Source organism: Ferdinandcohnia sp. Marseille-Q9671 (assembly GCF_976954385.1).
In genome coordinates this window covers 131,512-155,510 of record NZ_CDRJTA010000003.1, presented here as the reverse complement: position 1 = coordinate 155,510, position 23,999 = coordinate 131,512, and the positions used below count along the sequence as shown (strand labels likewise).

23 protein-coding genes are annotated in these 23,999 nt (G+C 38.5%); 8 read left to right on the top strand and 15 right to left on the bottom strand.

Going from position 1 to position 23,999, the window contains the following annotated elements; all coding sequences use genetic code 11:
* The first annotated feature begins 3 nt into the window (after window positions 1-3).
* Window positions 4-1,140: a sensor histidine kinase gene (locus tag ACWNMY_RS13505; protein WP_449538786.1), complete on the top strand. Its 1,137-nt coding sequence runs from the start codon at window positions 4-6 to the stop codon at window positions 1,138-1,140.
* Window positions 1,137-1,739: a response regulator gene (locus ACWNMY_RS13500; RefSeq protein WP_449538785.1), complete on the top strand. Its 603-nt coding sequence runs from the start codon at window positions 1,137-1,139 to the stop codon at window positions 1,737-1,739. Before ACWNMY_RS13505 ends, ACWNMY_RS13500 begins: the two co-directional genes overlap by 4 nt.
* A 78-nt stretch (window positions 1,740-1,817) precedes the next feature.
* Here ACWNMY_RS13500 and ACWNMY_RS13495 read toward each other — a convergent pair whose 3' ends face one another.
* Both ACWNMY_RS13495 and ACWNMY_RS13490 read right to left on the bottom strand, forming a co-directional pair.
* Entirely contained in the window at window positions 1,818-2,261 is a 444-nt protein-coding gene (locus tag ACWNMY_RS13495) for a YueI family protein (protein WP_449538784.1), read from the bottom strand.
* A gap of 149 nt (window positions 2,262-2,410) precedes the next feature.
* Window positions 2,411-3,847, bottom strand: a complete 1,437-nt coding sequence (locus ACWNMY_RS13490) for a DEAD/DEAH box helicase (RefSeq protein ID WP_449538783.1) — start codon at window positions 3,845-3,847, stop codon at window positions 2,411-2,413.
* Window positions 3,848-4,057: 210 nt separating this feature from the next.
* On the opposite strand from ACWNMY_RS13490, the gene ACWNMY_RS13485 reads away from it, so the two are divergent.
* Window positions 4,058-5,257: an MFS transporter gene (locus ACWNMY_RS13485; RefSeq protein WP_449538782.1), complete on the top strand. Its 1,200-nt coding sequence runs from the start codon at window positions 4,058-4,060 to the stop codon at window positions 5,255-5,257.
* 77 nt (window positions 5,258-5,334) lie between these two features.
* Here ACWNMY_RS13485 and ACWNMY_RS13480 read toward each other — a convergent pair whose 3' ends face one another.
* From ACWNMY_RS13480 to ACWNMY_RS13470, 3 genes are all read right to left on the bottom strand, one after another.
* Window positions 5,335-6,846, bottom strand: a complete 1,512-nt coding sequence (locus ACWNMY_RS13480; RefSeq protein ID WP_449538781.1) for a sodium:solute symporter family protein — start codon at window positions 6,844-6,846, stop codon at window positions 5,335-5,337.
* Window positions 6,847-6,865: 19 nt separating this feature from the next.
* A complete protein-coding gene (locus ACWNMY_RS13475) occupies window positions 6,866-7,000 on the bottom strand; it encodes a hypothetical protein (RefSeq protein WP_449538780.1) in 135 nt (44 codons plus the stop codon).
* Window positions 7,001-7,274: 274 nt separating this feature from the next.
* Window positions 7,275-8,006: a Crp/Fnr family transcriptional regulator gene (locus tag ACWNMY_RS13470; protein WP_449538779.1), complete on the bottom strand. Its 732-nt coding sequence runs from the start codon at window positions 8,004-8,006 to the stop codon at window positions 7,275-7,277.
* 295 nt (window positions 8,007-8,301) lie between these two features.
* On the opposite strand from ACWNMY_RS13470, the gene ACWNMY_RS13465 reads away from it, so the two are divergent.
* Window positions 8,302-8,757: a GAF domain-containing protein gene (locus ACWNMY_RS13465; RefSeq protein ID WP_449538778.1), complete on the top strand. Its 456-nt coding sequence runs from the start codon at window positions 8,302-8,304 to the stop codon at window positions 8,755-8,757.
* A gap of 33 nt (window positions 8,758-8,790) precedes the next feature.
* On the opposite strand, the gene ACWNMY_RS13460 is transcribed toward ACWNMY_RS13465, so the two are convergent.
* The 7 genes from ACWNMY_RS13460 to ACWNMY_RS13430 all read right to left on the bottom strand — a co-directional run bounded on the left by ACWNMY_RS13460 (window position 8,791) and on the right by ACWNMY_RS13430 (window position 15,417).
* Entirely contained in the window at window positions 8,791-10,296 is a 1,506-nt protein-coding gene (locus tag ACWNMY_RS13460) for a nitrate/nitrite transporter (protein WP_449538777.1), read from the bottom strand.
* Entirely contained in the window at window positions 10,289-10,576 is a 288-nt protein-coding gene (locus ACWNMY_RS13455; RefSeq protein WP_449538776.1) for a hypothetical protein, read from the bottom strand. Before ACWNMY_RS13455 ends, ACWNMY_RS13460 begins: the two co-directional genes overlap by 8 nt.
* Window positions 10,563-10,874, bottom strand: coding sequence for a hypothetical protein (locus tag ACWNMY_RS13450; RefSeq protein WP_449538775.1), 312 nt, complete (start codon window positions 10,872-10,874; stop codon window positions 10,563-10,565). The genes ACWNMY_RS13455 and ACWNMY_RS13450 overlap by 14 nt, the downstream gene beginning before the upstream one ends.
* 180 nt (window positions 10,875-11,054) lie before the next feature.
* Entirely contained in the window at window positions 11,055-11,582 is a 528-nt protein-coding gene (locus tag ACWNMY_RS13445; RefSeq protein ID WP_449538774.1) for a QcrA and Rieske domain-containing protein, read from the bottom strand.
* A 36-nt stretch (window positions 11,583-11,618) separates the two neighbouring features.
* Window positions 11,619-12,176: a 4Fe-4S dicluster domain-containing protein gene (locus tag ACWNMY_RS13440; RefSeq protein WP_449538773.1), complete on the bottom strand. Its 558-nt coding sequence runs from the start codon at window positions 12,174-12,176 to the stop codon at window positions 11,619-11,621.
* Complete coding sequence (locus ACWNMY_RS13435; RefSeq protein ID WP_449538772.1) at window positions 12,177-14,345, bottom strand: molybdopterin oxidoreductase family protein; 2,169 nt, start codon at window positions 14,343-14,345, stop codon at window positions 12,177-12,179. It abuts the gene before it with no gap.
* Entirely contained in the window at window positions 14,332-15,417 is a 1,086-nt protein-coding gene (locus ACWNMY_RS13430) for a hypothetical protein (protein WP_449538771.1), read from the bottom strand. Before ACWNMY_RS13430 ends, ACWNMY_RS13435 begins: the two co-directional genes overlap by 14 nt.
* A 201-nt stretch (window positions 15,418-15,618) precedes the next feature.
* Here ACWNMY_RS13430 and ACWNMY_RS13425 point away from each other — a divergent pair, with 201 nt between their 5' ends.
* From ACWNMY_RS13425 to ACWNMY_RS13415, 3 genes are all read left to right on the top strand, one after another.
* Window positions 15,619-16,272, top strand: a complete 654-nt coding sequence (locus ACWNMY_RS13425) for a response regulator (RefSeq protein WP_449538770.1) — start codon at window positions 15,619-15,621, stop codon at window positions 16,270-16,272.
* Window positions 16,265-17,371 carry a PAS domain-containing sensor histidine kinase gene (locus ACWNMY_RS13420; RefSeq protein WP_449538769.1) on the top strand — a complete coding sequence of 369 codons (1,107 nt, stop codon included), beginning with the start codon at window positions 16,265-16,267 and terminating at the stop codon, window positions 17,369-17,371. The genes ACWNMY_RS13425 and ACWNMY_RS13420 overlap by 8 nt, the downstream gene beginning before the upstream one ends.
* A gap of 209 nt (window positions 17,372-17,580) precedes the next feature.
* Window positions 17,581-18,486 (top strand): nuclease-related domain-containing protein, encoded by a 906-nt coding sequence (locus tag ACWNMY_RS13415; RefSeq protein WP_449538768.1) that lies wholly within the window; start codon window positions 17,581-17,583, stop codon window positions 18,484-18,486.
* An 83-nt stretch (window positions 18,487-18,569) separates the two neighbouring features.
* Here the strand turns inward: ACWNMY_RS13415 and ACWNMY_RS13410 are convergent, their stop codons facing one another.
* The 3 genes from ACWNMY_RS13410 to tkt form a co-directional block, all read right to left on the bottom strand.
* Entirely contained in the window at window positions 18,570-18,752 is a 183-nt protein-coding gene (locus ACWNMY_RS13410) for a hypothetical protein (RefSeq protein ID WP_449538767.1), read from the bottom strand.
* A gap of 724 nt (window positions 18,753-19,476) precedes the next feature.
* Window positions 19,477-20,142 carry a fructose-6-phosphate aldolase gene (gene fsa, locus ACWNMY_RS13405; protein WP_077620530.1) on the bottom strand — a complete coding sequence of 222 codons (666 nt, stop codon included), beginning with the start codon at window positions 20,140-20,142 and terminating at the stop codon, window positions 19,477-19,479.
* 204 nt (window positions 20,143-20,346) lie between these two features.
* A complete protein-coding gene (gene tkt, locus ACWNMY_RS13400; RefSeq protein WP_449538766.1) occupies window positions 20,347-22,356 on the bottom strand; it encodes a transketolase in 2,010 nt (669 codons plus the stop codon).
* Window positions 22,357-22,778: 422 nt separating this feature from the next.
* On the opposite strand from tkt, the gene ACWNMY_RS13395 reads away from it, so the two are divergent.
* Window positions 22,779-23,954 (top strand): ROK family protein, encoded by a 1,176-nt coding sequence (locus tag ACWNMY_RS13395; protein WP_449538765.1) that lies wholly within the window; start codon window positions 22,779-22,781, stop codon window positions 23,952-23,954.
* The last annotated feature ends 45 nt before the right edge of the window (window positions 23,955-23,999 follow it).

Genomic DNA, 23,999 nt, shown 5'->3' with positions numbered 1-23,999 from the left:
TAAATGATACAACAGATAAAGGAGTTTAGGTTCTTCCCAGCAAGATACGGATTTTTCCCATATGTATTTTTGATTTACCTTGCAATGCCAGCCTATTATGTTTTTATTGAACATGGATGGAAACAACTTGCCGGCATCGGTCTACTACTTCTTTTTCTACTAACGTATCGCCAGCTCTATAACTCTCCAACAGTTACATCTTTTACCTTTTGGTTAGTTTTGCAAATCTCTATCATTCTGATTCTCGCAACCTATTATAATCTATATAATACGTTTCTTGGATTCTTTCCTGCCCATTTTATTGGCTGGTATACGAACAAGCAAATGTTCAGAAGAACACTAGTATTCTTTGCATTAGCGATCGTTTTTCCTTTTTTTCTACAGTGGAATACATTAGCTACAGAAAACATATTCTATAATGCCATTTTTATTATTATCATGTTGATCTCCCCATTTGGCATTCGTTCAATGAATAGTCGTATGGAACTGGAGAAAAAGCTTGAAGAGGCAAATGAACAAATTGAGGAGCTTGTAAAACGTGAAGAGAGAATGAGAATTGCTAGAGATCTACATGACACGTTAGGGCACACATTATCAATGATTACCTTAAAAAGTCAACTCGTCCATCGATTGATTAGTAAAGATATTGAAAAAGCCAAGCTAGAAACAAAAGAAATTGAAAGAACCTCCCGCTCGACCCTTAGGCAAGTGAGAGAACTCGTATCCGATATGAGGGCCATTACGATTGCGGAAGAGTTAATTGAAACAGAATCGTTATTACAAGCAGCTGGAATTTTATTTCGATTTGAAGGAGACTCAAAACTGGAAGAAGTTCCTTTGCTCACGCAAAACATCCTTAGTTTGTGCCTTAAGGAAGGAATTACAAACGTCGTCAAACATAGTGAGGCATCAAACTGCTTCGTGCACCTTTCAAAAAAATCGGGGGAAATTGAATTATCGATACACGACGATGGAAGAGGGCTATCCGAATCAAATCGTGAAGGCAATGGGTTAAAGGGAATCAATGAACGGTTACGATTACTAGATGGCTGTGTGAGGATACTGACACAAAAAGGGACAAAATTGATCATCACTGTTCCCATCATCGTAAAAGAGAAAAAGGTTGGTGTTGGTTCTTGATTAGAGTGATGATAGCCGAAGATCAAGGAATGCTGAGGGGTGCTCTAGGCTCTTTATTAGATTTTGAGGAGGATATCGAGATTGTTGGTGAAGCATCTAATGGACGAGAAGCATTAGAGATGATCCTGCGACTTAACCCCGATATCTGTCTAATGGATATTGAAATGCCTTATAAAAGTGGTCTCGAAGTGGCCGAAGAGGCTCAAAAAAAAGGAGCATCATGCAAAATTATTATCTTAACCACATTCGCGCGCCCAGGTTACTTCGAACGAGCTGTAAAAATTGGCGTAGAAGGTTATATGTTGAAAGATGGCTCAATTGATGAGCTAGCTGAATCGATTCGAAGTGTGATGAAGGGCAAGCGTGAATTTGCTCCAGAACTTATTTTTGGAAGTATAAAAGAAGATTCCCCTCTTACAGATCGCGAACGGGAAGTTCTTAGACTAGCATCAGAAGGAAAAACCTCAAAAGAAATCTCTTCCCTTCTATTTCTATCAGCAGGCACTGTACGGAACTATATGTCTGAGATTATTAATAAACTTGATGTAAAAAACCGCACAGAAGCAGTAACTGTCGCAAAGGAAAAACGGTGGATCTAAATTGGGTCAGGGGGACAGGTCCACTGTCCCACAATTGTTGGTGGGTCACGGAACCTGTCCCCCTGTCCCAAAACTGACTCATCCTCGTTTAAAGAATGAGAAGAATCCTTTTTTCTTTTGAGCTTGGTTCTGTACTGGCGGGGTTAGTTGGACTTTTTTGTTGATGTATATGTCTTCCTTATCAATTGCATAGTCGTACGCGAGGACTAGGCCGAGTTCTGAATTGTGTTCCTTATTTGTTACAAGTGTGTACTGGACATTATACTTGCCTGCTAACTTTACATACTTGGATAAAAAACGGTAATTCATATTACCATTAAGGTACATATGTACACCGGAGTTATTTTTACATGCTTCTTCCACGTCAGGATATATCTTATTCTCTCTAACCTGTGGCTGTTTTAGTGCAAGAAGCACTCGTTCTCTAATTGTTCCAAGAAATTTCTTTCGCTCTTCCGGCTTTGTTTCCTTAACTCCATGTATTCCTTGCTGAAGGATATCATCTACATTTTTGTTTGCCATACCCATCCTCCCCTAATACTTACTGTCCATATCTACCCACACTGTTAACAAATCTCTCTTCTTTATCATTATTCCTTACCACACGTCCATGTTCATCTTTTATATGTAGACTTTTACTACCTTTTAAATATTGCTGTAACCTCTTTGTTTTACTTAGCAATATGTACTTTTAATTGCTTCCCTTTTACCGTAGTATGCTTCATTGTTTGTAATACAAGTTGTCCTTTTCCATTTAAAATTTCCACATATGTAGCATTTTCCTGTATGGTAATGATTCCAATATCATCTGCCAAAACTCCAGGTATCTTTGCAATTGTCCCAACAAAGTCCACGACACGAAGCTTTTTCTTCTTTCCTCCATTAAAGTATAGCTTCATAATATCTTTGTTCAATTGCTCTGCTCTGTCTTGTTTTAATTGAGGATACTTATTCATTTTTTCATTAAAGGCCGCTTTCGCAAAAGAAACCTCATCTTTTGTGGGGATTTTTCTAATTCTTATTTCTTCTCCAATGTACTCCTCAATTTCTTTAACAAGGTTGCCTTCTCTTGATGTAGCGAACGTTATGGCTTTCCCTGTTTGTCCTGCCCGACCTGTTCTGCCTATCCGATGAACATACCTTGCTTTTTCATAAGGAACATCATAATTAATAACTAGAGATATATTTTCGATATCGATTCCCCTTGCCGCAACATCAGTGGCAACTAAGTAACGGAACATCCCTTTTTTAAAGTCTTCCATAACTTCAAATCTGTCTTCTTGTATCATACCACCATGAATTTTGTCACATGAGTAATTTGCATTATCTAGCTTTTCAAACAACCCATCCACTCTCTCCTGTGTGCTACAAAAGATAATACAGCTATCAGGATTCTCAACGATTGTTATATCCTTTAAAAGTAAAAATTTATCCTTTTCTTCGACTTCGACTAGGGTATGTTGAATGTTACCTTCTGCAAGTTGTACCTGTTCAACCTCAATATATTTTGGAGACTTCATATATTTTGTAGTTAATTGTTCAACATCTGAAGGGAGTGTAGCTGAAAATAACATGGTAACCCGTTCGGAAGGCAGTGATTTAATGATAGCTTCGACCTGATCAATGAATCCCATATTAAGCATCTCGTCTGCTTCATCAATGACGAGGTACTGTATATGATCTACTGCGAGAGTTTCCTTTGTAATGTGATCTAGGACCCTCCCAGGTGTCCCTACAACAACATGTGTTTTTTGCTTTAGTTCTAGCTTTTGACGCTCAAAAGACTGCTTTCCATATATTGCAGTTGCCTTTACCCGCTTAAAACGGCCAATATTGATTACATCACTTGTCACCTGTGCAGCTAGTTCCCTCGTAGGCGTAAGGACTAATGCTTGGGGTTTGTTTTCTTCCCATTTTATCAGTTCACAAATCGGAATCGAAAAAGCTGCTGTCTTGCCGCTTCCCGTTTGTGACTTACCAACTATGTCCTTTTTTTCTAAAGCAACTGGTATAACCTTTGCCTGGATATCTGTTGGGGTATTATAATGTAAGTCAGAAAGTGCCCTAACAATTTCCTCACTTAATTGATACGCATCAAAACCATTCATAACATTTACCTCATTTTCCATTCTTTTGTACCTTATTATAACCTTTATACATAAAGTCCATAGCAATTGATTTATCACCACTCGAAATATGTCGAATAAATGTTATTATTTCTCTTTGACTTTCACATGATTATGTAATAACTTAGTATAGTTCTAGAAAAATAGGTTACTAAATTAAATCTTTACTCATACATGAAAAGAGGTGTCGCGATGACAGTTGACCAACGTAAAAAAATGATTATATTAATGATAAATATGTTTATCGCTATTGGAAGTTTTGGAATTATAATTCCCATTTTGCCTGCCTATTTAGAGTCGATTGACCAAGGTGGGAAAGCAGCTGGACTCATGATTGCGATATTCGCTGGGGCACAGTTTATATTCTCTCCAGTTGCCGGAAAGTGGACTGATCAATACGGACGTAGAAAAATGATCATTTATGGACTGTCAGGTTTGACACTCTCTATGTTTATCTTCTATTTTGTAGACTCGATTTGGCTGCTGTATGCATCTCGTGTGATTGGTGGAATTGGTGCCGCACTATTAGTTCCTGCCATATTTGCGTATGTTGCAGATATAACCACATTTGAACAACGTGCAAAGGGTAATAGCTATGTTTCAGCTGCTATGTCTCTTGGAATTGTTGTAGGACCTGGGATTGGTGGGTTTTTGGCTGACTTCGGTATAAAATTTCCGTTTTTAGTATCAGCACTCGTTTCACTTGTGTCGGTATTCTTCTCTCTTGTCGTCCTTAAAGAGAGCAAGCCAGAAAACGTCACAGATGAATTTATTCCAGATGATGAATCAATGGCGAAAAAGATTGTACGTTCAGTGCGAATGCCATTTTTCATTCCATTGGTGATTACACTTGTCATGAGTTTTGGTCTATTGGCTTATGAGTCTGTTATTGGCTTATTTGTTGATAATCAATACCAAGCAACACCACAAGATATAGCCCTAATGATCACTTCAACTGGAATCGTAAGTGTAATTGTTCAATTATTTGTTGTGGATCGTCTTGTTACACGATTTGGTGAAGGTTGGATTTTAAATGTGTTCATTTCTGTAGCAGCAGTAGGATTTTTACTTACATTGTTTGCAGATAGTTACGCATTCTTTTTCGGAATTACATTACTCATTTTCCTTGCAACCTCAATTTTAAGACCTGTGCTGAATACGTTAATCTCAAAGCTTGCTGGCAATGAACAAGGCTTTGCAATGGGTATGAACAATGCTTATATGAGTATTGGTAATATACTAGGACCTACTTTAGGCGGACTATTGTATGATGTTCAAATCACTTACCCGTTTGTCTTAGGCCTTATACTATTAATAGTAACGTTACTGATTACAATACTATGGCAAAGAAACGCAAAAGCAAAACCACAGGTAAAGGTTCAAAATCAATAAACCAAAGAAGGTGACCAAGACAGTTTTTGTCTGGTCACCTTCTTATTTTTTCCGCCACAATGACAGGCACTTTTTATTTACTCTCTTATTTTCGCATACAGTTCGTTTGTAGATTCACTGACTTCTGCATTAAAATAAGGCTCGTATGCTTCAATTGGTGGTTTTTTAGTAGTAAACACCGCGATTAATACTCCAACTAATGATACTGTTACTGCGATGACGAACGGGTTTACTGCCCCCATGGCTTTAGCGGCCATATACACAACAGCACCAATTAGAATGCCTGCATACGCTCCTGCCTTGTTCATTCTCTTCCAATATAATCCTAAGAAAACTACTAAGAAGAAAGCAGCACCAAAGCCACCATACACATACGTGAATCCCATTGCAATAAACCATGGTGGTTTAATCGCAAGTAGAACGGCAACAATTGCAATGATGAAAATACTTATACGCAACCAAACTCGAAAGCCTTTGTCAGATACTTTTTTTGTGAAGATATTTAAATACACGTCATAGTAAAGAGACGTTGCACAGTGTAAAAGCATTGAATTAGCCGTAGATATGGCTGCGGCACAAATGGCGATTAAAATAACCGCTCCAATAAATGGATGCATATACTCTTGGATAAGTACCGGAACGATATAATCTGTTGTTTTTCCTGCAGGCATACTTGGGATTAACACTTTTGCCCCTAGGCCAACTATAATGAGTGGGCCCATAATAAAAATTAGCAGAAAAATAGTACCCATAATCTGTAAGATAGCTATTTTGATATTTTTAGGTGCTACCATTCTTGCTACCCAGTGCGGAGAAGATGGTGTACCTAGTGAATTTGAAATAAATATAGAAAACAGGGCTCCAAGACCAAACGATCCAACTGGTGAGAGAAGGATTCCCTTTTCAAGTTCTGGCCCCCCTACAATTGTAGGTGCTGTCGTTGTTGCAAGTGTGTCAAGAATATTAGACATGCCACCTGTAAGTACTAAGACAACACTAGCCGCTATGATAACACCGATTGTAATTAAAATTGTATTTAGTGTATCTGTCATCGCAACTGACCAGAATCCTCCCAGGCTTGTCAAAAGAATAAAAAGTAAGAATCCAAAAATAGCAATTTCATATTTAATGCCTGTAATCTGTGAAAACACAATTCCGAAGCCAGTAACCTGGATATTAACTAGAAGCAAATAACCGACAAACATTAATAAACCAACTAATGCTTGAAGGCCACTCTTCTTCTTAAATGGTTCAAAGCGGAATCGAACAAATTCCGGGAATGTTCGTGCAGGCACTTTTGGCCTTCTAACTTTGTACGCAACAATTGGTAGTAGTGCTCCACCAAATGCCCAACCAGCTACCCAACCTATTATCGTTGCAACCCCTGTACTATATAAATAACCTGGTATACCAATTACCGATGCTACACTCACCCAGGTGGCAGTTGTTGTGCCGATACTCATTAATAAGCCCATTCTATGGCCGCCAATCGCAAAATCATCAATAGATTCGGCAGCTTTTAGTGCTTTTAGATTTGCCCAAATCAAAAATACAATGTAAAAAGCGAATACTGCTATGTACCAAACCATCCATTTCCCTCACTTTCTTTTATTTATATTTAAATAATTTTCCGGTTGCACCCCAACGTTTAACACCTGATTTTTCGACTCGGTAACAGAGAAATATATTTAATGCCGTACTAAAGAGTATAACTCCTACCCAGAACATCATTGCTATAAACATAAGAAATCCCCCTTCCGGAATTATGATTCAGTGGCCCATCTACTAGTAACAGGCTCCACCAAGGAATATGATTTGATCAAGATACCATTCTCCAAATTTATTATTTAAACAATAGAATAATAAAAGTAATATTATTATTGTTAAAATAATTTGTCAATGTAAAATTATCAAACAATCGCAAATATCTGATTACTCAACACATAAAAAAAGGACAGCTTTGCCCACTGTCCCTCCTACTAGGATAATAATAAATATTGTAAAATATTATTCTGATTTAATGAATTCCACCAGTATATTCGCAGATTTCATATAAACGTTCAATGCGAAGGATGACCACTTTATGGTCATACATTTCAACAATACCTTCCCGTTTCCAGCTATTTAAAAGTCGATTTACACTTTCACGAGTGGTACCGATAAAATCACCTAAGTCCTTGTTTGTTAATTCAATCGCAAGTAGAATACCATCTGCACATTTAACTCCATGCGTAGTTGTTAATTTGATTAACGTTGATGCTAATGCTCCTGTTTTATCAAAGAACAAAAGGTCGTATAATTTATTTTGCATAATACGTTGCGTCCACCCAACCCAACTCATAAATTCAACAGCAAAGTTTCCAAATTGATATAACAGCTTTTTCAAATCACTAATATGGATAACTCCAATCTCAGAGTCTTCCTCTACTTCAGCACGATAATTGAAATATAATTTATCTGTAAAACCACCGAACTCTCCGATAAAACTTCCCTTGTCTTTAATAGATAGTAAATAGTCCTTACCTCTTTCTGAAGAAGCTCGCAGCTTCACTCTTCCAGAGACAACATAGTACATTTTTTCAGCTTCTTCACCCTCCCAAAACAGATGAGAACCAGCCATTACCTTTTTCGTATGCATGATATTGTGCAATTTATTTAAATTATCTTTTGATAGAAATTGATCAATGCTTTCATTAATTGATTCTAAATGAGGAATCTCGCTTTTCAGTTCTTCCATAACCATTGCCATTTTTGAATCCCCCCGACTTGACTTTATACTATAATCATACGACTAATAGTAAAAACTAGGTATCGGGGGAATTCCTGATATTCCCCTGTAAATTCCCCTATTTATTCATTCGTTTTCTTCCTATCGAAGTGGTGGTTCATCTTTTTTCAGGTACTAAAATATGTAGATTTACTATTTTCTTGGTGAAAAGTTAAGGGAATTCCCTGAGATACAAACTTTAAAAAAAGGATTACAATATGTAAGAAGATGTTTATTCTAAAGATGAAATCACTATCATTCTCGGGGAGAGAAACTCATGGAAACGATACAAGTCAAAATGGAACAAAAACTTCATGAATTATGTACAAACACCTCAAGTGATTTCTCTGCATTTGCAAATGTCGATCAAAGAAATCAGACCATACGCTGGGAATATGCGTATGGATATACAAATAATCGGTTTAAAAATATGGTGATACGATCCGGTAAGGGTTTGTCAGGCTCTGTGGTTCGGTTTGGTACACCCATGGTTATCGACCAAGATACACCCAATCACACACAAACAAGACTTCAATATCCCATTATGTTAGCTGAGAACTTAGTTTCAGCTGCAGCAGTCCCGATTCATTTTATGGGCAAAGTAAGTGGAGTGCTTCTGATCGGTTCACGTACCGAAACAAAATACTGTATGGAACAGATGAATCAGCTAAAGGCTATCTCAATTGAAATATCTAGCTTTTATAACCAAGGTCTGTTGGAAATAAAAAAATGAATCCTTTTGAAAGGATTCATTTTTTCGTTACTCTTATACTTCTTTCATATTTTTCCCTGTCATATCACTAAGCATTCCTGCATTTTGCACGATATCACCACTATCATTTTTTATTGCACTAATCGTCAGCCACTGTAAGTAAGTTGAGCCATCTTTCCGTTTGTTCCAGATTTGGCCCTGCCAGTTTCCTTCAGATTCGATTGTTCTCCACAAGTCTTCATAAAACTCTTTGGATTGTTTTCCAGACTTAAGAACATTAGGTTGCTTGCCAATAATCTCCTCTTCACTATATCCAGTAATAGTAGTAAAAGCAGGGTTCACGGAAATGATTTTCCCATTCAAATCGGTTACCATTATACCTTCAGCTGTATGATCAATGACCTGTTTGGACAACTCCATTTTGCCATGAAAATACATCCAAACCACTAGGATTAAGCTTGCTAGCGCCACTTCAGATAATGCCATAAATCCAATGGCGTAATGTCCATTCACATTGTAAAGAATACCTAGAATGATAGGAGGGAAAAATCCTCCAAGTCCTCCAATCGCTGAAACAATACCATTTACAATACCTGCTTGCTTTTGGAAGTACATAGGTACCATTTTAAAAATAACGCCATTACCCATTCCCGCACAGAATGCAATTGTTAGACACCCGATTGTATACCACCCGATTGAAGGTGCAAATGAAAGAATCATTGCTGATATGGTATAGCATCCAAATACAAACATTAATAGTTTAAGAGAATGAAAGCGATCTGCCAGCCAACCACCAATTGGTCTCATCGCTGTGGCAAGAACAATAAAACCAGCTGTTCTTATCCCTGCATCCACCTTATCTAGCCCAAAGTTCTCAACCAAGAAATTGGGAAGATAAATTGTAAACGCAACAAAAGATCCGAACGTTATAAAGTAAAATAAGCTGAACAACCAAAGTTTTTCATTTTTATAAACACCCTTGATTTGCTCCATAAGAGGGGTTTTTACCTTAACTTCCTTCTTGTCTCCTAAAAAGAAATTCGCAAGAGCAAAAATAGCAAGTATGATTAGATATAACTGAACAGTTGAGGTCCAGCCAATTTTTGTCGCAATGACTGGGGCCGCAAAGGTGGATATAGCGGTTCCGAGATTACCTGCTCCATATATCCCATTAACAAACCCGTGCTTTTCTTTTGGATAGTACTTCGGCAGTGACGTAACTCCTACAGAGAAAACCGCACCACCAATACCTAGAAATAGTCCCCCAATAAGTAAGTCCGCTACCGAATTTGCTATACTAATATAGTAAACTGGGAACAATAATAGCAGAAAGCTAATTAGGAAAATTATTCTAGCCCCAATTTGGTTTGCATAATACCCTAATGGTATCCGTAAAATGGAGCCAAGTATAACGGGTACAGCTGTTACTAGCGCCAATTGATTACTCGGAATGGATATGTCCTCTTTCATAAAAGGCAATAAAGATGAAATCAATACCCATACCATAAAACCAACGACAAGGTTTAACGTTTGCAAGGGAAGTTGAATTTTTCTATGCATCTGGACCACACTCTCTTCTTATTACATATGTTAGCCCCGCTTGCTCGTCAAAGGCGGACCATGTATCATCACTATTTTCGACCTTTGCTGTTAACGGAACAGCAAAGAATTGCTTGAGATTAAAATAAATACGAAGGTGAGTCCCATCTGGACAAAGTTCTGTTTTGAAAACCGCTTTTTTTATAAAGGGAGCTAAATCTTCGCCATTTTCATCCAAAATCGCGACTTCCACGTCCTCTAAAATAAAAGATTCCAAGCTTTTAATCTCAGTTAACTCCACAGCTATTGCACCCTCTCTTAACAGGATAGATGAACATTTTATATCCTTGAAGATAGGACCAAAAGTCTTCCTCTGCATGTGCTTCAATAAATTCAATGGCTTCATCCTCTGACTGCCATTTGCTCATTCCCTTTATTTCAGCAATAACAATTTCAGCTCCATCTTTCATCTTTTCTTCCAAATACCAATCGACACGAATGCCTTTAAATAGCTTAGTCAGCAACTGGTTAATCTCTTCTGCAAATTCACCGGTTGCTCCTCTTATGAAACAAAAATCAAGATAGGTTTCACTGTTCATAACCATCACGCCTTTTTTACCTTTTTATACGCTATCCATGCGACAGGAAATAAAACTAAATTTAGGCCACAGAATATAAGCGTATTTACATAGTTTTCATAAAAAAATTGATGAACCATCTTTTGGGTAAACACGATATTCAAAAACAAGATGACAAGTAGGATGATTACTCCCAGATACTTAGGCTTCATATCGTTTCACCCTTACCGCATAGATCGTGCCTTTATCCACTTTCACTTGGATTTCAGGCAATGGACGACGAGGAGGTCCCGCTGTAGGTGCACCTGTTTGAACATCAAACTTCCCATGATGGCATGGACAAACCATTTCTCCCTCTTCCTTCACCCAGAAAACGGGACAACGAAGATGTGTACATGCATTTTGGTATGCAACATATCTGTCTTCGGACAATCTAATTAGTATGGCATCATCATGGTCACCAGGGAATGTAAAATCTATTGACTCTCCAATCCCTAACTTGCTTATATCCGTAATCTTTTTATGTGGATACTCCTTATCTCCGAGTCCCATCAATTCCTTCGCAGCAACTGCCCCCCACGGCAGAGAAGAGATGGCGAAAACACCAGCTGCTCCGACCAAGGTCTTCATAAAGCCTCGGCGGTCGAGACTTCGTTCATTATTACGATTGATATTGTGCGTATAATTGTCTTCGTTAAACGGAATTTGATTATTTTTATCAGACGGCATTCCAATCACTCCTAAAGTGGATCTACAAACTCGTTTCTAAAATAACTTCGTAATGCCTTGTAAAATACCAGGTAGATTAATTTTTACATTTGTTTCATTTTCAAGCTCCATGCTTGTGACCCATTTTCCATTATCGAGATTATGTTGATGCTTCTTCGCCTCAATCTCATCATCTGAAAGCCATTGAATCGTGTTTGAAGGACATACACTTGCACACATGGGTGGAATGCCATCCTTTGAACGATCAATACATAAGTCACATTTGTACATGAGATTTTGTTCTGTATCAAATTTCGGAATTCCATATGGACAGGCGATTGTACAGTTTTGACATCCAATACATTTTTCAACAAGAGCAGAGAGTACTGCACCTGACTCATGGATTTGAATCGCTTGAGCCGGACAACTCCTTGCACATGCTGGATTGACACAATGAAGGCACATAAGAGGCATTGTCTGCCTATTCACAAGTGGATTTACATCATATACATAGTTTCTATTTCGCTCCTCATGCCCTCCGCACTGTGTACAAGCCGCAAGACAGGAACGGCAACCAATACAATTTTCTAGTTCTAAATAAAGCCTCTTTTGCATTTACTGCACCTTCTTTACAACAAGTTTTTCAATCTGTGCGGCACACGCCTTAAATTCTGGCATTTTAGAGATTGGGTCTAGCGCTGCAATAGTCAATAGATTGATAGATTCTTCATGTCCAAAATGATATGGAACAAACACTGTATCTTTTCGAATTGCTTCTGTAATTTTTACTTTATAAATACTTTCGCCTCTTCTTGTATAAAGACGAACTCTGTCTTCATGTTGAATATCATACTTTTCAGCCGTTTCCGGATGAACCTCTACATATGGTTCAGGGCACATATCATGTAGGAATGATATTCTCCTTGTTTGATTACCGGATAGGTAGTGGTACACGACACGTCCTGTTGTGAGTCTCAATGGATATTCTTTATCCGGCTCCTCAGCTGGTGGACGGTATGGAAGTGCACAAATCTTTGCCTTTCCATCTGGATGATAGAATTTTTTATCTAAAAACATATGTGGTGTTCCCTTGTCCTCCTCATCACGGCAAGGCCAGAAAACTCCATCCTGCTTGTCGATTTTATCCCATGTCGCTCCATAGTAGTCCGCATAGCCGCCTTTACTTGCAAGACGGAATTCATCCGCAACATCCCTTGCTGTCTTTAGATGTGAAAAATATTTCCCTCTTCCAAGTCGCTCTGCAAGCTCTACCTGCATTTGCCAATCAGGCTTTGATTCTCCAATCGGTTCTTGAGCCTTATTAATTTTAATGATCCGGCCTTCAAGATTTGTAACAGTCCCCTCATCCTCAGACCACGTCACAGAAGGAAGTACGACATCTGCAAACTCCGCTGATTCTGATAGGTAGAAGTCCGCGCAAACCATGAAATCAAGATTCTTCAATGCTTTTCTGACAAAATTCAGGTTCGGTGCTGATACTGCAGGATTTGAACAGAGTAGATATAATCCACGAATTGTTTTTTCTTCCATTAATTCAAACATTTCGTAAGCAGAAACTCCTGGCTGCGGCATTTCCTCTGGAGTAATTCCCCATACTTCGCAGACTTCTTTTACATGCTCTGGATTTGTCAGCTTACGGTATCCTGGTAGTAGGTCTGACTTTTGACCATGCTCACGGCCGCCTTGTCCGTTACCTTGACCAGTAAAAGTGGCTACTCCTGACTTTGGTCGGCCAATTTTTCCGGTTACAAGCGCCATGTTGGTATAACCTGAAACATTGTCTACCCCTTTGTGCTGTTGTTCGATACCACGTGCAAACATGACCACTGCATTCGGAGCCTTCCCGTAGATTTCTGCTGCACGAATGATTTTTTCTGGTGCAACGCCTGTGATCTGACTCGTATATTCAGGTGTGAATTCTTTCACAAGTTCCCTTGTATCTTCAAAACCATTTGTATGTTTAGTAATGAATTCTTCGTCTGTATATCCATTTTCAATAAGCTGATGTAAGATTCCATTTGCCAAAGCTAAATCTGTTCCTGGTTTAAGGTCCAGGTGGAGATCTGCTCTTCTTGCTAAAGGTGTCTCACGCGGATCCACAACAATGATGTATCCTCCTCTTTCCTGTACGTTCCACACACGGAACATGGACGTTGGGTGACACTCAGCTGTGTTACTTCCTGCTATAAACAAACAGTCTGTTTCGTGAATATCTGTCCAAGGCAATGTAGAGCCACGATCAACACCAAATGAACGAAGGAATCCGCCTGCTGCACTTGACATACAGAATCGGCCATTGTAGTCAATATAACGTGTTCCTAATGCCACACGAGCAAACTTGCCTGTTAAATAGCATTTTTCATTTGTCATCGAAACGCCACTAAATACAGATAATGTATCCTTACCATAATTCTCTTGGAGCTTAGTAAAATTCTTTGCAATTAGGTCGTAAGCTTCTTCCCAGCTTGCTTCACGAAAGCCTTCTTTTGTCCCTTTTAGTGAGGCGTCATCACGAATCAGTGGTTTTAGAATGCGGTCCTTATGATTAGTCTGCTGGTATGCAGTAACTCCTTTTGGACACATCTTTCCAACCGTTACTGGCCAGTCGTAGCGCGGTTCAACACCGACGATTTTATTTGTTACAGTATTGACTCGTAAGTTCATTCCACATTGCATTCCACAATAACTACAGTGAGTCTTTATCAGTTTTTCATTTGGATGTATCACATTTTTCACTTCTTTAAAAAACTTATCCCTTTGCATTCTGATTTGCCTCCTTGACTTTTACCTCATGGGTTGGGAAGCCGGAAAATTGAGCGATCCGGTATTTTCTACGACACGGAAGACACATTTCTGCTAAATGGTGACCTTCCTTAGTTTTAAAATGAATATCGTTCACACCAAGCACATTGATTACGTCCTGTGATTGCTCAACTGAAACAAATCCTTCTCCGCAAACCTTGCAGGATTTCGTTTCTTGCTCTGCATAATGTTCACGATAATTTCTAGCTAACACACTCATTGGACGGAATGGAATATGTGCTAACTTTCCAAATGGCAGATAAATTAAGGTAATAATTACAGACCATTGATGAATAAGTGACATTACGGGATGACCTGCACCATGTAAAAAGATATTCATAAATGTTAAAAGTAAACCTGTTATGCTAACTAGCAGCAGCATGTATAAAGGCAGTAAGTCATAAATGAATTTTTGCTCTGCCTTTGCTTGAAAGTTTTTCAATCGACGATAAAGCGCCATACAAACACCTGCAATTACCATAACGGCAGTAATATTCAACGCGTTATAGGACAGATTTGCGATTATACCGTCTGCTGGAACAGTCATGACCTTCATTCCCATTGCGATAATGTTGTAATAGCCATTGTCATCCATCGTGAAATACATCCACCCAAACACGAGTGGAAATGTCACGAAACAAGAAAGGATACAGCCCCAGCCAATCAAAATATGCTGAGTCCATCGGTAAATTCCCCGATTCCAGATAAAATTGTACGTAGCCAAATGTTCAACCGACGTTTTCGGTGTTGATTTTCTAAATAAAAGCTTTATTCCCTTTTTAATAATAATTTTTGTTGGTGGCCTTTCTCCCCATGCAATAAAGCGGTAAAAGAAACCTCCTAGAAAAACAATCGTTCCAACCATATAGCCATAAAGATTTAAATCAACATGTGTAAACATTCTCGTTCCAATAAATGTTAAGACTGCCAGCCCCATAATTGAAAGAAACATAGACTTAGCAAACTTTGAAGCAAAGGCATTGTTATAAGAATGAATTTGCTTCTTTTGGATTGCAGCAGCTTTTACCTGCATACGAACTCCTCCTCAATCGATTAACTACTACTAATTGTAGAAGAAGTGTGATTTTAAACATATCAGGGAACCCCCCTATCTTTGAGGGGAAAAGTCCTTATTTCTAACAATTTATTGAAGATTGATTCTTCCGAAGACGTAGTGTAAACATGTTATAATTAAACTATTGTGCAACCGGATTTATTTTTAAGGGGGAGTATTGTGGTTAAATTACTGATTGTTGACGATCATGCTGTTGTGCGTTCAGGACTTATGATGTTACTCAACGGCAAGAATAATATAGAAGTAATTGGTGAAGCATCTGAGGGTGACGAAGCAATTAAAATGGCTATGGAACTACGTCCTGATGTCGTTCTTATGGATTTAAGTATGCCACACGGGAAGGATGGATTAACGGCTACACAAGAGTTACATGACCTTTTACCAGATGTGGCGGTTTTAATTTTGACCATGCATGATGATGAAGAATACTTATTTAGAGCCATTAAAGCTGGAGCGTCTGGGTATATATTAAAGAACGCTCCCCACGATGATTTGCTAGGTGCGATTGAATCTGTTTCTACTGGGAATGCCTATTTAACACCATCTGCAACAAAAGTATTAATGAGCGGATATTTAGATCGAGTGAAAAATGGGGACAGCTCGGATACACTTGCTTTGCTTTCTGAGCGTGAAAAAGAAGTACTTGAATGGATTGCAAAGGGGTATTCAAATAAAGAAATCGCTGAGCGTCTAATCATTAGTGTAAAAACAGTTGAATCTCATAAAAGTAACTTAATGGAGAAACTAGGGATAAAAACCCGCCCAGAACTAGTAAAATACGCAATGAAGAAAGGATTGCTTCATTTTGAATAATGTTGATCGACTTAAACATCAATCGGAAATTGGCGGTCCAAATGTTGCGAAGCTCCTTACAGAGCTTGAAAATCACATTGAGGACCCCTCCTTTCGTGTCGATGTTCAGAAATCCCTCCGCCATCTCGCTGATTTAACATTTGCTTTGGATGAATCATCCATTGTCGCCATTACGGATCGCCAAGGTAAAATTCAATATATCAACAATAAGTTCTGTGAGATATCGAAATATACAAAAGAAGAGTTAATTGGACAAGACCATAGGATAATTAATTCTGGATATCATGAAAAGGAATTTTGGAAGGACATGTGGCGAACAATTGGTTCTGGTCATGTCTGGAAGGGTGAGATCAAGAACAAGGCAAAGGATGGCTCCTTTTATTGGGTAGATACAACGATTGTTCCTCTAATGTCAGACGCCGGGAGACCAGATCAATATTTAGCCGTCCGACATGAGGTCACCGCACTTAAGGAGACACAGGAAGAGCTAAAGAATATGATGACCCGAGTGATTAGTATTCAAGAAGATGAGAGAAAAAGGTTTTCACGTGAGCTTCATGACGGAATTGGACAAAGCATGTTTTCGTTACTGATTCAGCTCGACCAGCTAATTAGTGAAAAACCTGATGAACGACTGCACCGGTTACGGCAAGACGTATCCTTTGTAATGGAGGATATCCGCGTGCTTGCATGGGAGCTTCGTCCCTCTGTATTGGATGACCTTGGTGTCGTTCCTGCTCTTCGAAAGTACATTGAACATTATGCACAACATTACGGAATACAGGCTGAATTTACATGCACACTGAAAACACGCCTACCGATTCAAACTGAGACTACAATCTATCGTGTCGTACAAGAGGCATTAACAAATATCGCAAAATATGCAAATGTCTCTGAAGCCCTTGTGAAAATTGACGAGAGTGAGTCAGCAGTCACTGTCGAAGTGAGTGACAAAGGCCAAGGCTTTGCTCCAGATGAAAAAGGAAATGGAGTCGGACTGTTCAGTATGGAAGAACGAGCCAGAAGCATCGGAGGTACGATCACCCTACAATCTGTGGTTGGGGAAGGTACTACGTTGACGTTAGTTGTGCCGAAATAAGGTGTTACAACCTTAGGAAAGAGTTAAGAAAATAAGTAACCTAAAGCTGACCCTCATCGCTTCAAGGAACTAAGGGTCAGCCCTTTCATCAATCTGATGAATTGCCGGTGATGCCCTCAACATAAATTGGGATTCTTAGGGAAGTTTTTCTTTGGATCTACTAAATATTCAAATATAATTAACTTACATACTAGAAAAGGATGTGGACTATGATTTTTAAACCTCGTACTAAATCAGACGAATTAATTGTTTTTGAAATATTAAACACACGAACAGATTTCTCAAGCAAGGACAGGCAGTACTTTACTAATTTGAAAAAAGGTTATGAAGGAGAGCTATTATTCGATTCTTTAACAGAAAAACTTCAGTGTGAATGTCTTATATTGAACGATTTGTTACTAGAGGTTAATAATACAACCTTCCAAATTGACACACTTATTCTTATCGATGGAAAGATAAACTTTTATGAAGTGAAAAATTTTGAAGGTGACTACTATTATGAATCTAATAAGTTATTCAAGAAACCAAAGCATGAAGTTAGTAATCCTATACTCCAATTAAGTAGAGCCGAATCCTTATTAAACCAGTTACTTCGTAGTCACGGTTGTCAACTCCCCATTGATGCTTCTGTTGTTTTTATCAACCCTAATTTCACCCTTTACCAAGCACCTCTAAATTTACAAGCCATCTTACCAACACAAATTAATAATTACATAAAAACACAAAATAAAATAACTTCAAAACTAAATGAAAAACATCAAAAAATCGCTAACCTATTATTATCGTTGCACATCACCAAATCCCCTTATAATAAAATTCCTAGATATACTTATGAACAACTTCGAAAAGGAATTACTTGTGAATTGTGCCAATCATTTTCCATACTAATAGAAGGTAGAAAGTATCTATGCGAAGAATGTAGGCATAAAGAATTGGTTTCAAATGCTGTACTAAGAGCAGTTAATGAGTATCAGATATTATTCCCTGAGCAAAAAATTTCAACCAATATAATTTATGATTGGTGTCGAGTAGTACCTACAAAAAAGTGGATTCGCCAAATACTGGCTAGAAATTTCAAAATTGTGGGGGTGCACCAATGGGCTTATTTTGAATAATAAATTAGTAACTAAACGAGATGGTTGCTATTGGAATTCTTGTTTCTTTGTTTTGATTTTGTCATTCACTAATTGGTGGATGACTATTTTTGTGCTCTTATCATATCCAATCCTTCTTCTGGTCGATGAAGGACTTTCCGGCAGACCTCTCTGACTTCATTCGGTCCTTCATCATACTGATGAAGGACTTTCCAGCTGACCTCTCTGACTTCATTCGGTCCTTCATCATACTGATGAAGGACTTTCCAGCAGACCTCTGACTTCATTCAGTCCTTCATCATACCTATGAAGGACTTTCCGACTGGGCTCTGGCTTCGTTCGGTCCTTCATCATACCGATGAAGGACTTTCCGACTGACCTCTGACTTCGTTCGGTCCTTCATCATACCGATGAAGGACTTTCCGACTGGGCTCTGGCTTCGTTCGGTCCTTCATCATACCGATGAAGGACTTTCCGACTGGGCTCTGACTTCGTTCGGTCCTTCATCATACCGATGAAGGACTTTCTGACTGGGCTCCGGCTTCGTTCAGTCCTTCATCATACCGATGAAGGACTTTCCGACTGGGCTCTGGCTTCGTTCGGTCCTTCATCATACCGATGAAGGACTTTCCGACTGGGCTCTGGCTTCGTTCGGTCCTTCATCATACCGATGAAGGACTTTCCGACAGACCTCTGACTTCGTTCGGTCCTTCATCATACCGATGAAGGACTTTCCGACAGACCTCTGACTTCGTTCGGTCCTTCATCATACCGATGAAGGACTTTCCGACAGACCTCTGACTTCGTTCGGTCCTTCATCATACCGATGAAGGACTTTCTGAGCGTGCATTCGACTCACTCGGGCCTTCATCTACTTGATGAAGGACATTCCAAGCTTGAGTAGGCTACGATTGGGATCTTATCACAGCAACCTCAAACCAATAACCGCCATAACAATAAAAACCCCGATCCGCAATAAAGCGAATCGGGGCCTTACATATTATTACTATATTATTTTACAGCTTTTACCCAGTCAGCAGCGAACTTTTCAAGACCTTGGTCTGTAAGTGGGTGCTTAGTAAGTTGCTCAATTACAGAGTATGGAATTGTTGCAATGTGAGCACCAGCTAATGCTACACGAGTAACATGGTCTGGGTGTCTTACAGATGCAGCAATGATTTGAGAATCTAAGTTATGAACGCGGAATAGCTCAGCGATTTTTGCTACAAGCTGTACGCCATCTTCAGAAATGTCGTCTAAACGACCTAAGAATGGAGATACATATGTTGCACCAGCACGAGCTGCTAATAGAGCTTGGTTCATAGTGAAGATTAATGTTACGTTCGTTTTAACACCTTTTTTAGAAAGGTAACGAGTTGCTTCTAATCCAGCAACAGTCATAGGTACTTTGATAGTGATGTTTTTGTCGCCACCGTTGATTTTTAGAAGTTCTTCTGCTTCTGCAATCATTTGTTCAGCAGTTTCAGCATCTGGAGATACTTCTGCAGATACGCTTTCTACTTCTGGTACAGATTGAAGAATTTCAGCAATACGATCTTCAAACTTTACGCCTTCTTTAACAACAAGTGATGGGTTTGTAGTTACACCAGAAAGTACACCCATTTTGTACGCTTTTTTAATATCATCTAAATTAGCTGTATCGATAAAAAATTTCATTTCTTTTTTCCCTCCAGCATCTAATTGGTTTTGGATATTTTCATGCTTGTACTATTTTTAGAAACATTTGACCTACCTATTCACACAGGTGGTCAAATGTCGTTAGTAAAAACTACAAGAAAACAGCCTTTACTTTATAGTACCCCGCATTATTTATTCAATCAATTGCGCTATCGCAATTTCTTACTCGTTTTCGAAATCAAATTAGACTAATTCTTTAAAGTTCTTTACTACATTTTCAACAGTAAATCCGTATTCTGCTAATAATTTACCAGCAGGTGCTGATGCTCCGAATGTGTTAACTGCTAGAACTTTTCCTTCGTCGCCAACGAATTCTTTCCATCCAAGTGGAGAAGCCATTTCGATACCAACACGAGCTTTCACAGCTTTTGGAAGAACACTTTCTTTGTATTCAGCTGATTGCTTTTCAAAGCGATCCCAGCTTGGCATACTTACAACTGATACGAAGATGCCTTCTTTTTCTAATTCTTGTTGTGCAGCAATAGCTAACGATACTTCAGAACCAGTAGCAAGCAATAGACCTGATACTTCTCCTTTAGCTTCTGATACAACGTATGCACCTTTCTTAACACCTTCATATACAGTAGCTTCATCAAGATCAAGAGTAGGTAAGCCTTGACGAGTTAATACTAGTGCTGTTGGTGTATCTGTGCTTTCTAGAGCTAAGCGCCAAGCTGCAGCAGTTTCTTTTGCATCTGCAGGACGTAGAATTGAAAGTCCAGGCATTGCACGTAATGCTGCTAACTGTTCAACTGGTTCATGAGTTGGACCATCTTCACCAACTGCAATTGAATCATGTGTAAATACATATGTTACTGGCAACTTCATTAATGCTGCAAGACGAATTGCTGGACGTAGGTAATCAGAGAAAACGAAGAATGTTGCACCGAATACTTTTACTCCACCATGTAGTGCCATACCATTGATAGCAGCACCCATAGCAAATTCTCTTACACCAAACCAAATATTACGAGCAGCAAAGCTATCAATTGCATAGTTCTTTTCAGAAGTGATTAACGTTTTGTTTGAACCTGCTAAGTCAGCAGAACCACCAATAAGCTGTGGAATTGCAGTAGCTGCAGCATTTAATGCTTTCCCTGAAGCATCACGAGTTGCTACTGAAGAACCTGCTTCAAATGTTGGAAGTGAAGCTTCCCAGCCTTCCGGTAACTCGCCTTTTAGAGCTGCTTCAAGTTGCTTAGCTAATTCTGGATATTCATTCTTATATTCTGCAAATAAGCTATTCCAAGCACTTTCCTTTTGCTTGCCAGCTTCAACAAATTGGCTATAATGTTCTCTTACTTCTTGAGGAACAAAGAATGGCTCTTCATAATTCCAGCCGTATGCTGCCTTCGTTAAAGTTGCTTCGTCTTTTCCTAGTGGAGCACCGTGTGAAGCAGATTTTCCTGACTTATTAGGAGAACCGAAACCAATCACTGTTTTCACTTCGATTAGAGTAGGACGATTCAAATCAGCCTTCGCTTCTTGTAACGCTTTTTGAATTTCTTCTGTATCATTTCCGTTTTCAACACGGATTACTTGCCAACCATATGCTTTGAAACGATCTTCAACACTTTCTGAGAAAGAAAGATTTAGTTCACCATCTAATGAAATATCGTTTGAATCATACATAACAATTAGTCGTCCTAATTTTAAGTGTCCAGCAAGTGAAGCAGCTTCTGCAGATACACCTTCCATTAAATCTCCGTCACCACAAATACTATATGTATAGTGATTTACTAGCTCATATTTATCTTTATTATATGTTTCTGCAAGATGTCTTTCAGCCATTGCCATACCAACAGCCATAGCAATACCTTGTCCTAATGGACCAGTAGTTGCTTCAACCCCTGGAGTATGGCCAAACTCAGGATGTCCTGGAGTTCTGCTTCCCCACTGACGGAAGTTTTTCAAATCTTCAATCGTTACATCATAACCGAATAAATGTAACAAGCTATATAAAAGCATGGAACCGTGTCCAGCTGATAAAACAAAACGATCACGATTGAACCAGTTCGGGTTTGAAGGATTATGATTCATTTCTTTTGCCCAAAGAGTATAAGCCATTGGAGCAGCGCCCATCGGCATTCCTGGATGTCCAGAATTCGCTTTCTCAACACCATCAATAGATAATGTTCTAATTGTGTTAATTGCTAATAAATCAAGTTCTTGGTTATTTAAAGCTGTCTTCATGTAACCACACTCCTAAACTATTAAAATAGTAATCTTATTGTTCTACCCTACCGAAAAAATCGAATCTTTTCAATCGTTAAAATTAGTTGTATAATTAATTCGTTCACTAAACAAATTATAACCATTTATAATGTACCACCCTTAGCTTTATTCGTCAATTAGCTAACTAGAAACAATTATTCAAAATATAAAATTATTTTCGTGAAAGCGGAAACAAAATGGTTTTTTCTCCTACTTGACTTCAATTTTTCCTTACCTATTTAAAATGACATACCTTAAAGATAAAAAAAGGTAACTGCTGACAAGTATGAAATAATACAAATTTCTGCTATTTTTACATGAAAATGAACAAATATCAAAAGGCTAAGAAATACAAAGTCACAATTTAACTACATGTACCTACTAACAAATGGGGGATTTGTATGATCACTGGAGATGCAGCATATATAAAAAAAATAAATCGCTCGCTTATTTTAGAGAAAATAGTAGAAAAAGGTATGATTTCAAGAGCTGACATTTCCAAAGCAACGGAACTTACAAGGGCAACTGTTTCTGCTCAGGTTGCCGATTTATTAGAAGATGGCTTAATCATTGAAACTCAGCAGGAGCATAATACTGTTGGTCGAAAACCAATAATGCTTTCTTTACATGCAGAGGCAGGCTACGCGCTTGGAATCGACGTGGAATATGAGCAAATTTCCTTTACATTAACAGACTTGCTAGGTAGCCCTATTTCCGAAAAGACAATTGAAAGTAAAACAACAGACTATGATTCCATCCTACAATTAGTAATAGAACAAATTCAATTATTTGAAAAAGACTACAAGAATAGTCGTTATGGTATTATTGGGATTGTTATTGCCATTCATGGGCTTGTTAGCAAGAATCAGGAAGTTTTCTTTGTCCCTCGTTTTCAGTGGCGATCTGTTCAACTCAAGCAGGACTTAGAAAAACTATGTAATCTACCTATTTACATAGAAAACAATGCAAATATGTCTGCCTTTGCCGAAAGAGTCTTCCGTTATCATGATACAGACAATTTATTATGTGCGACGATTTATTCCGGGATTGGTCTTGGGGTCATAATGGATAATGAATTTTTTCAAGGTAATGATGGCTTTGCTGGTGAAGTTGGACATATGATTGTGGTTCCAAATGGAAAGCCATGTTCATGTGGAAATAAGGGCTGTTTAGAGCAATACGCTTCTGAATTAGTCTTTTTACAAAACGTAAAGACTGACAGGAACCTTGATTCCTTTACCTACGGAGATTTACAAAAATTAATTGCAGCTGGTGATAAAGATATTTACGAACGCCTAGAAAATTATATTTATTACCTCGCGATTGGTTTAAATAATATGATTAATATGTACAACCCTGACACAATTGTCCTCGACGGTGAGATTCTTAGGTTGTACCCGGATTCGATAAAAAAGATAGAGGAACATCTAACTTCTTCTATTAGTCATTATCGTGAATTATCAATCTCAACCTTAGGTGAAAGATCAGTAAGAATGGGGGCATGCGCCCTCGCGATTAAACGATTCTTAGGAGTTCCAATGCTTAATTTAACATATCAAGATGACTCACAGAAGTAAGTGACTCATCTTGATACTGAAAACCCCTTCAGGCAAATAGCCGAA

Coding starts and splice junctions, on each gene's coding strand:
- ACWNMY_RS13505 (WP_449538786.1), top strand. CDS start 4: ATGATACAACAGATAAAGGAGTTTAGGTTCTTCCCAGCAAGATACGGA.
- ACWNMY_RS13495 (WP_449538784.1), bottom strand. CDS start 2,261: ATGGCAAACAAAAATGTAGATGATATCCTTCAGCAAGGAATACATGGA.
- ACWNMY_RS13490 (WP_449538783.1), bottom strand. CDS start 3,847: ATGAATGGTTTTGATGCGTATCAATTAAGTGAGGAAATTGTTAGGGCA.
- ACWNMY_RS13485 (WP_449538782.1), top strand. CDS start 4,058: ATGACAGTTGACCAACGTAAAAAAATGATTATATTAATGATAAATATG.
- ACWNMY_RS13480 (WP_449538781.1), bottom strand. CDS start 6,846: ATGGTTTGGTACATAGCAGTATTCGCTTTTTACATTGTATTTTTGATT.
- ACWNMY_RS13475 (WP_449538780.1), bottom strand. CDS start 7,000: ATGTTTATAGCAATGATGTTCTGGGTAGGAGTTATACTCTTTAGTACG.
- ACWNMY_RS13470 (WP_449538779.1), bottom strand. CDS start 8,006: ATGGCAATGGTTATGGAAGAACTGAAAAGCGAGATTCCTCATTTAGAA.
- ACWNMY_RS13465 (WP_449538778.1), top strand. CDS start 8,302: ATGGAAACGATACAAGTCAAAATGGAACAAAAACTTCATGAATTATGT.
- ACWNMY_RS13460 (WP_449538777.1), bottom strand. CDS start 10,296: ATGCATAGAAAAATTCAACTTCCCTTGCAAACGTTAAACCTTGTCGTT.
- ACWNMY_RS13450 (WP_449538775.1), bottom strand. CDS start 10,874: ATGAACAGTGAAACCTATCTTGATTTTTGTTTCATAAGAGGAGCAACC.
- ACWNMY_RS13445 (WP_449538774.1), bottom strand. CDS start 11,582: ATGCCGTCTGATAAAAATAATCAAATTCCGTTTAACGAAGACAATTAT.
- ACWNMY_RS13440 (WP_449538773.1), bottom strand. CDS start 12,176: ATGCAAAAGAGGCTTTATTTAGAACTAGAAAATTGTATTGGTTGCCGT.
- ACWNMY_RS13435 (WP_449538772.1), bottom strand. CDS start 14,345: ATGCAAAGGGATAAGTTTTTTAAAGAAGTGAAAAATGTGATACATCCA.
- ACWNMY_RS13430 (WP_449538771.1), bottom strand. CDS start 15,417: ATGCAGGTAAAAGCTGCTGCAATCCAAAAGAAGCAAATTCATTCTTAT.
- ACWNMY_RS13415 (WP_449538768.1), top strand. CDS start 17,581: ATGATTTTTAAACCTCGTACTAAATCAGACGAATTAATTGTTTTTGAA.
- ACWNMY_RS13410 (WP_449538767.1), bottom strand. CDS start 18,752: ATGAAGTCAGAGGTCTGCTGGAAAGTCCTTCATCAGTATGATGAAGGA.
- fsa (WP_077620530.1), bottom strand. CDS start 20,142: ATGAAATTTTTTATCGATACAGCTAATTTAGATGATATTAAAAAAGCG.
- tkt (WP_449538766.1), bottom strand. CDS start 22,356: ATGAAGACAGCTTTAAATAACCAAGAACTTGATTTATTAGCAATTAAC.
- ACWNMY_RS13395 (WP_449538765.1), top strand. CDS start 22,779: ATGATCACTGGAGATGCAGCATATATAAAAAAAATAAATCGCTCGCTT.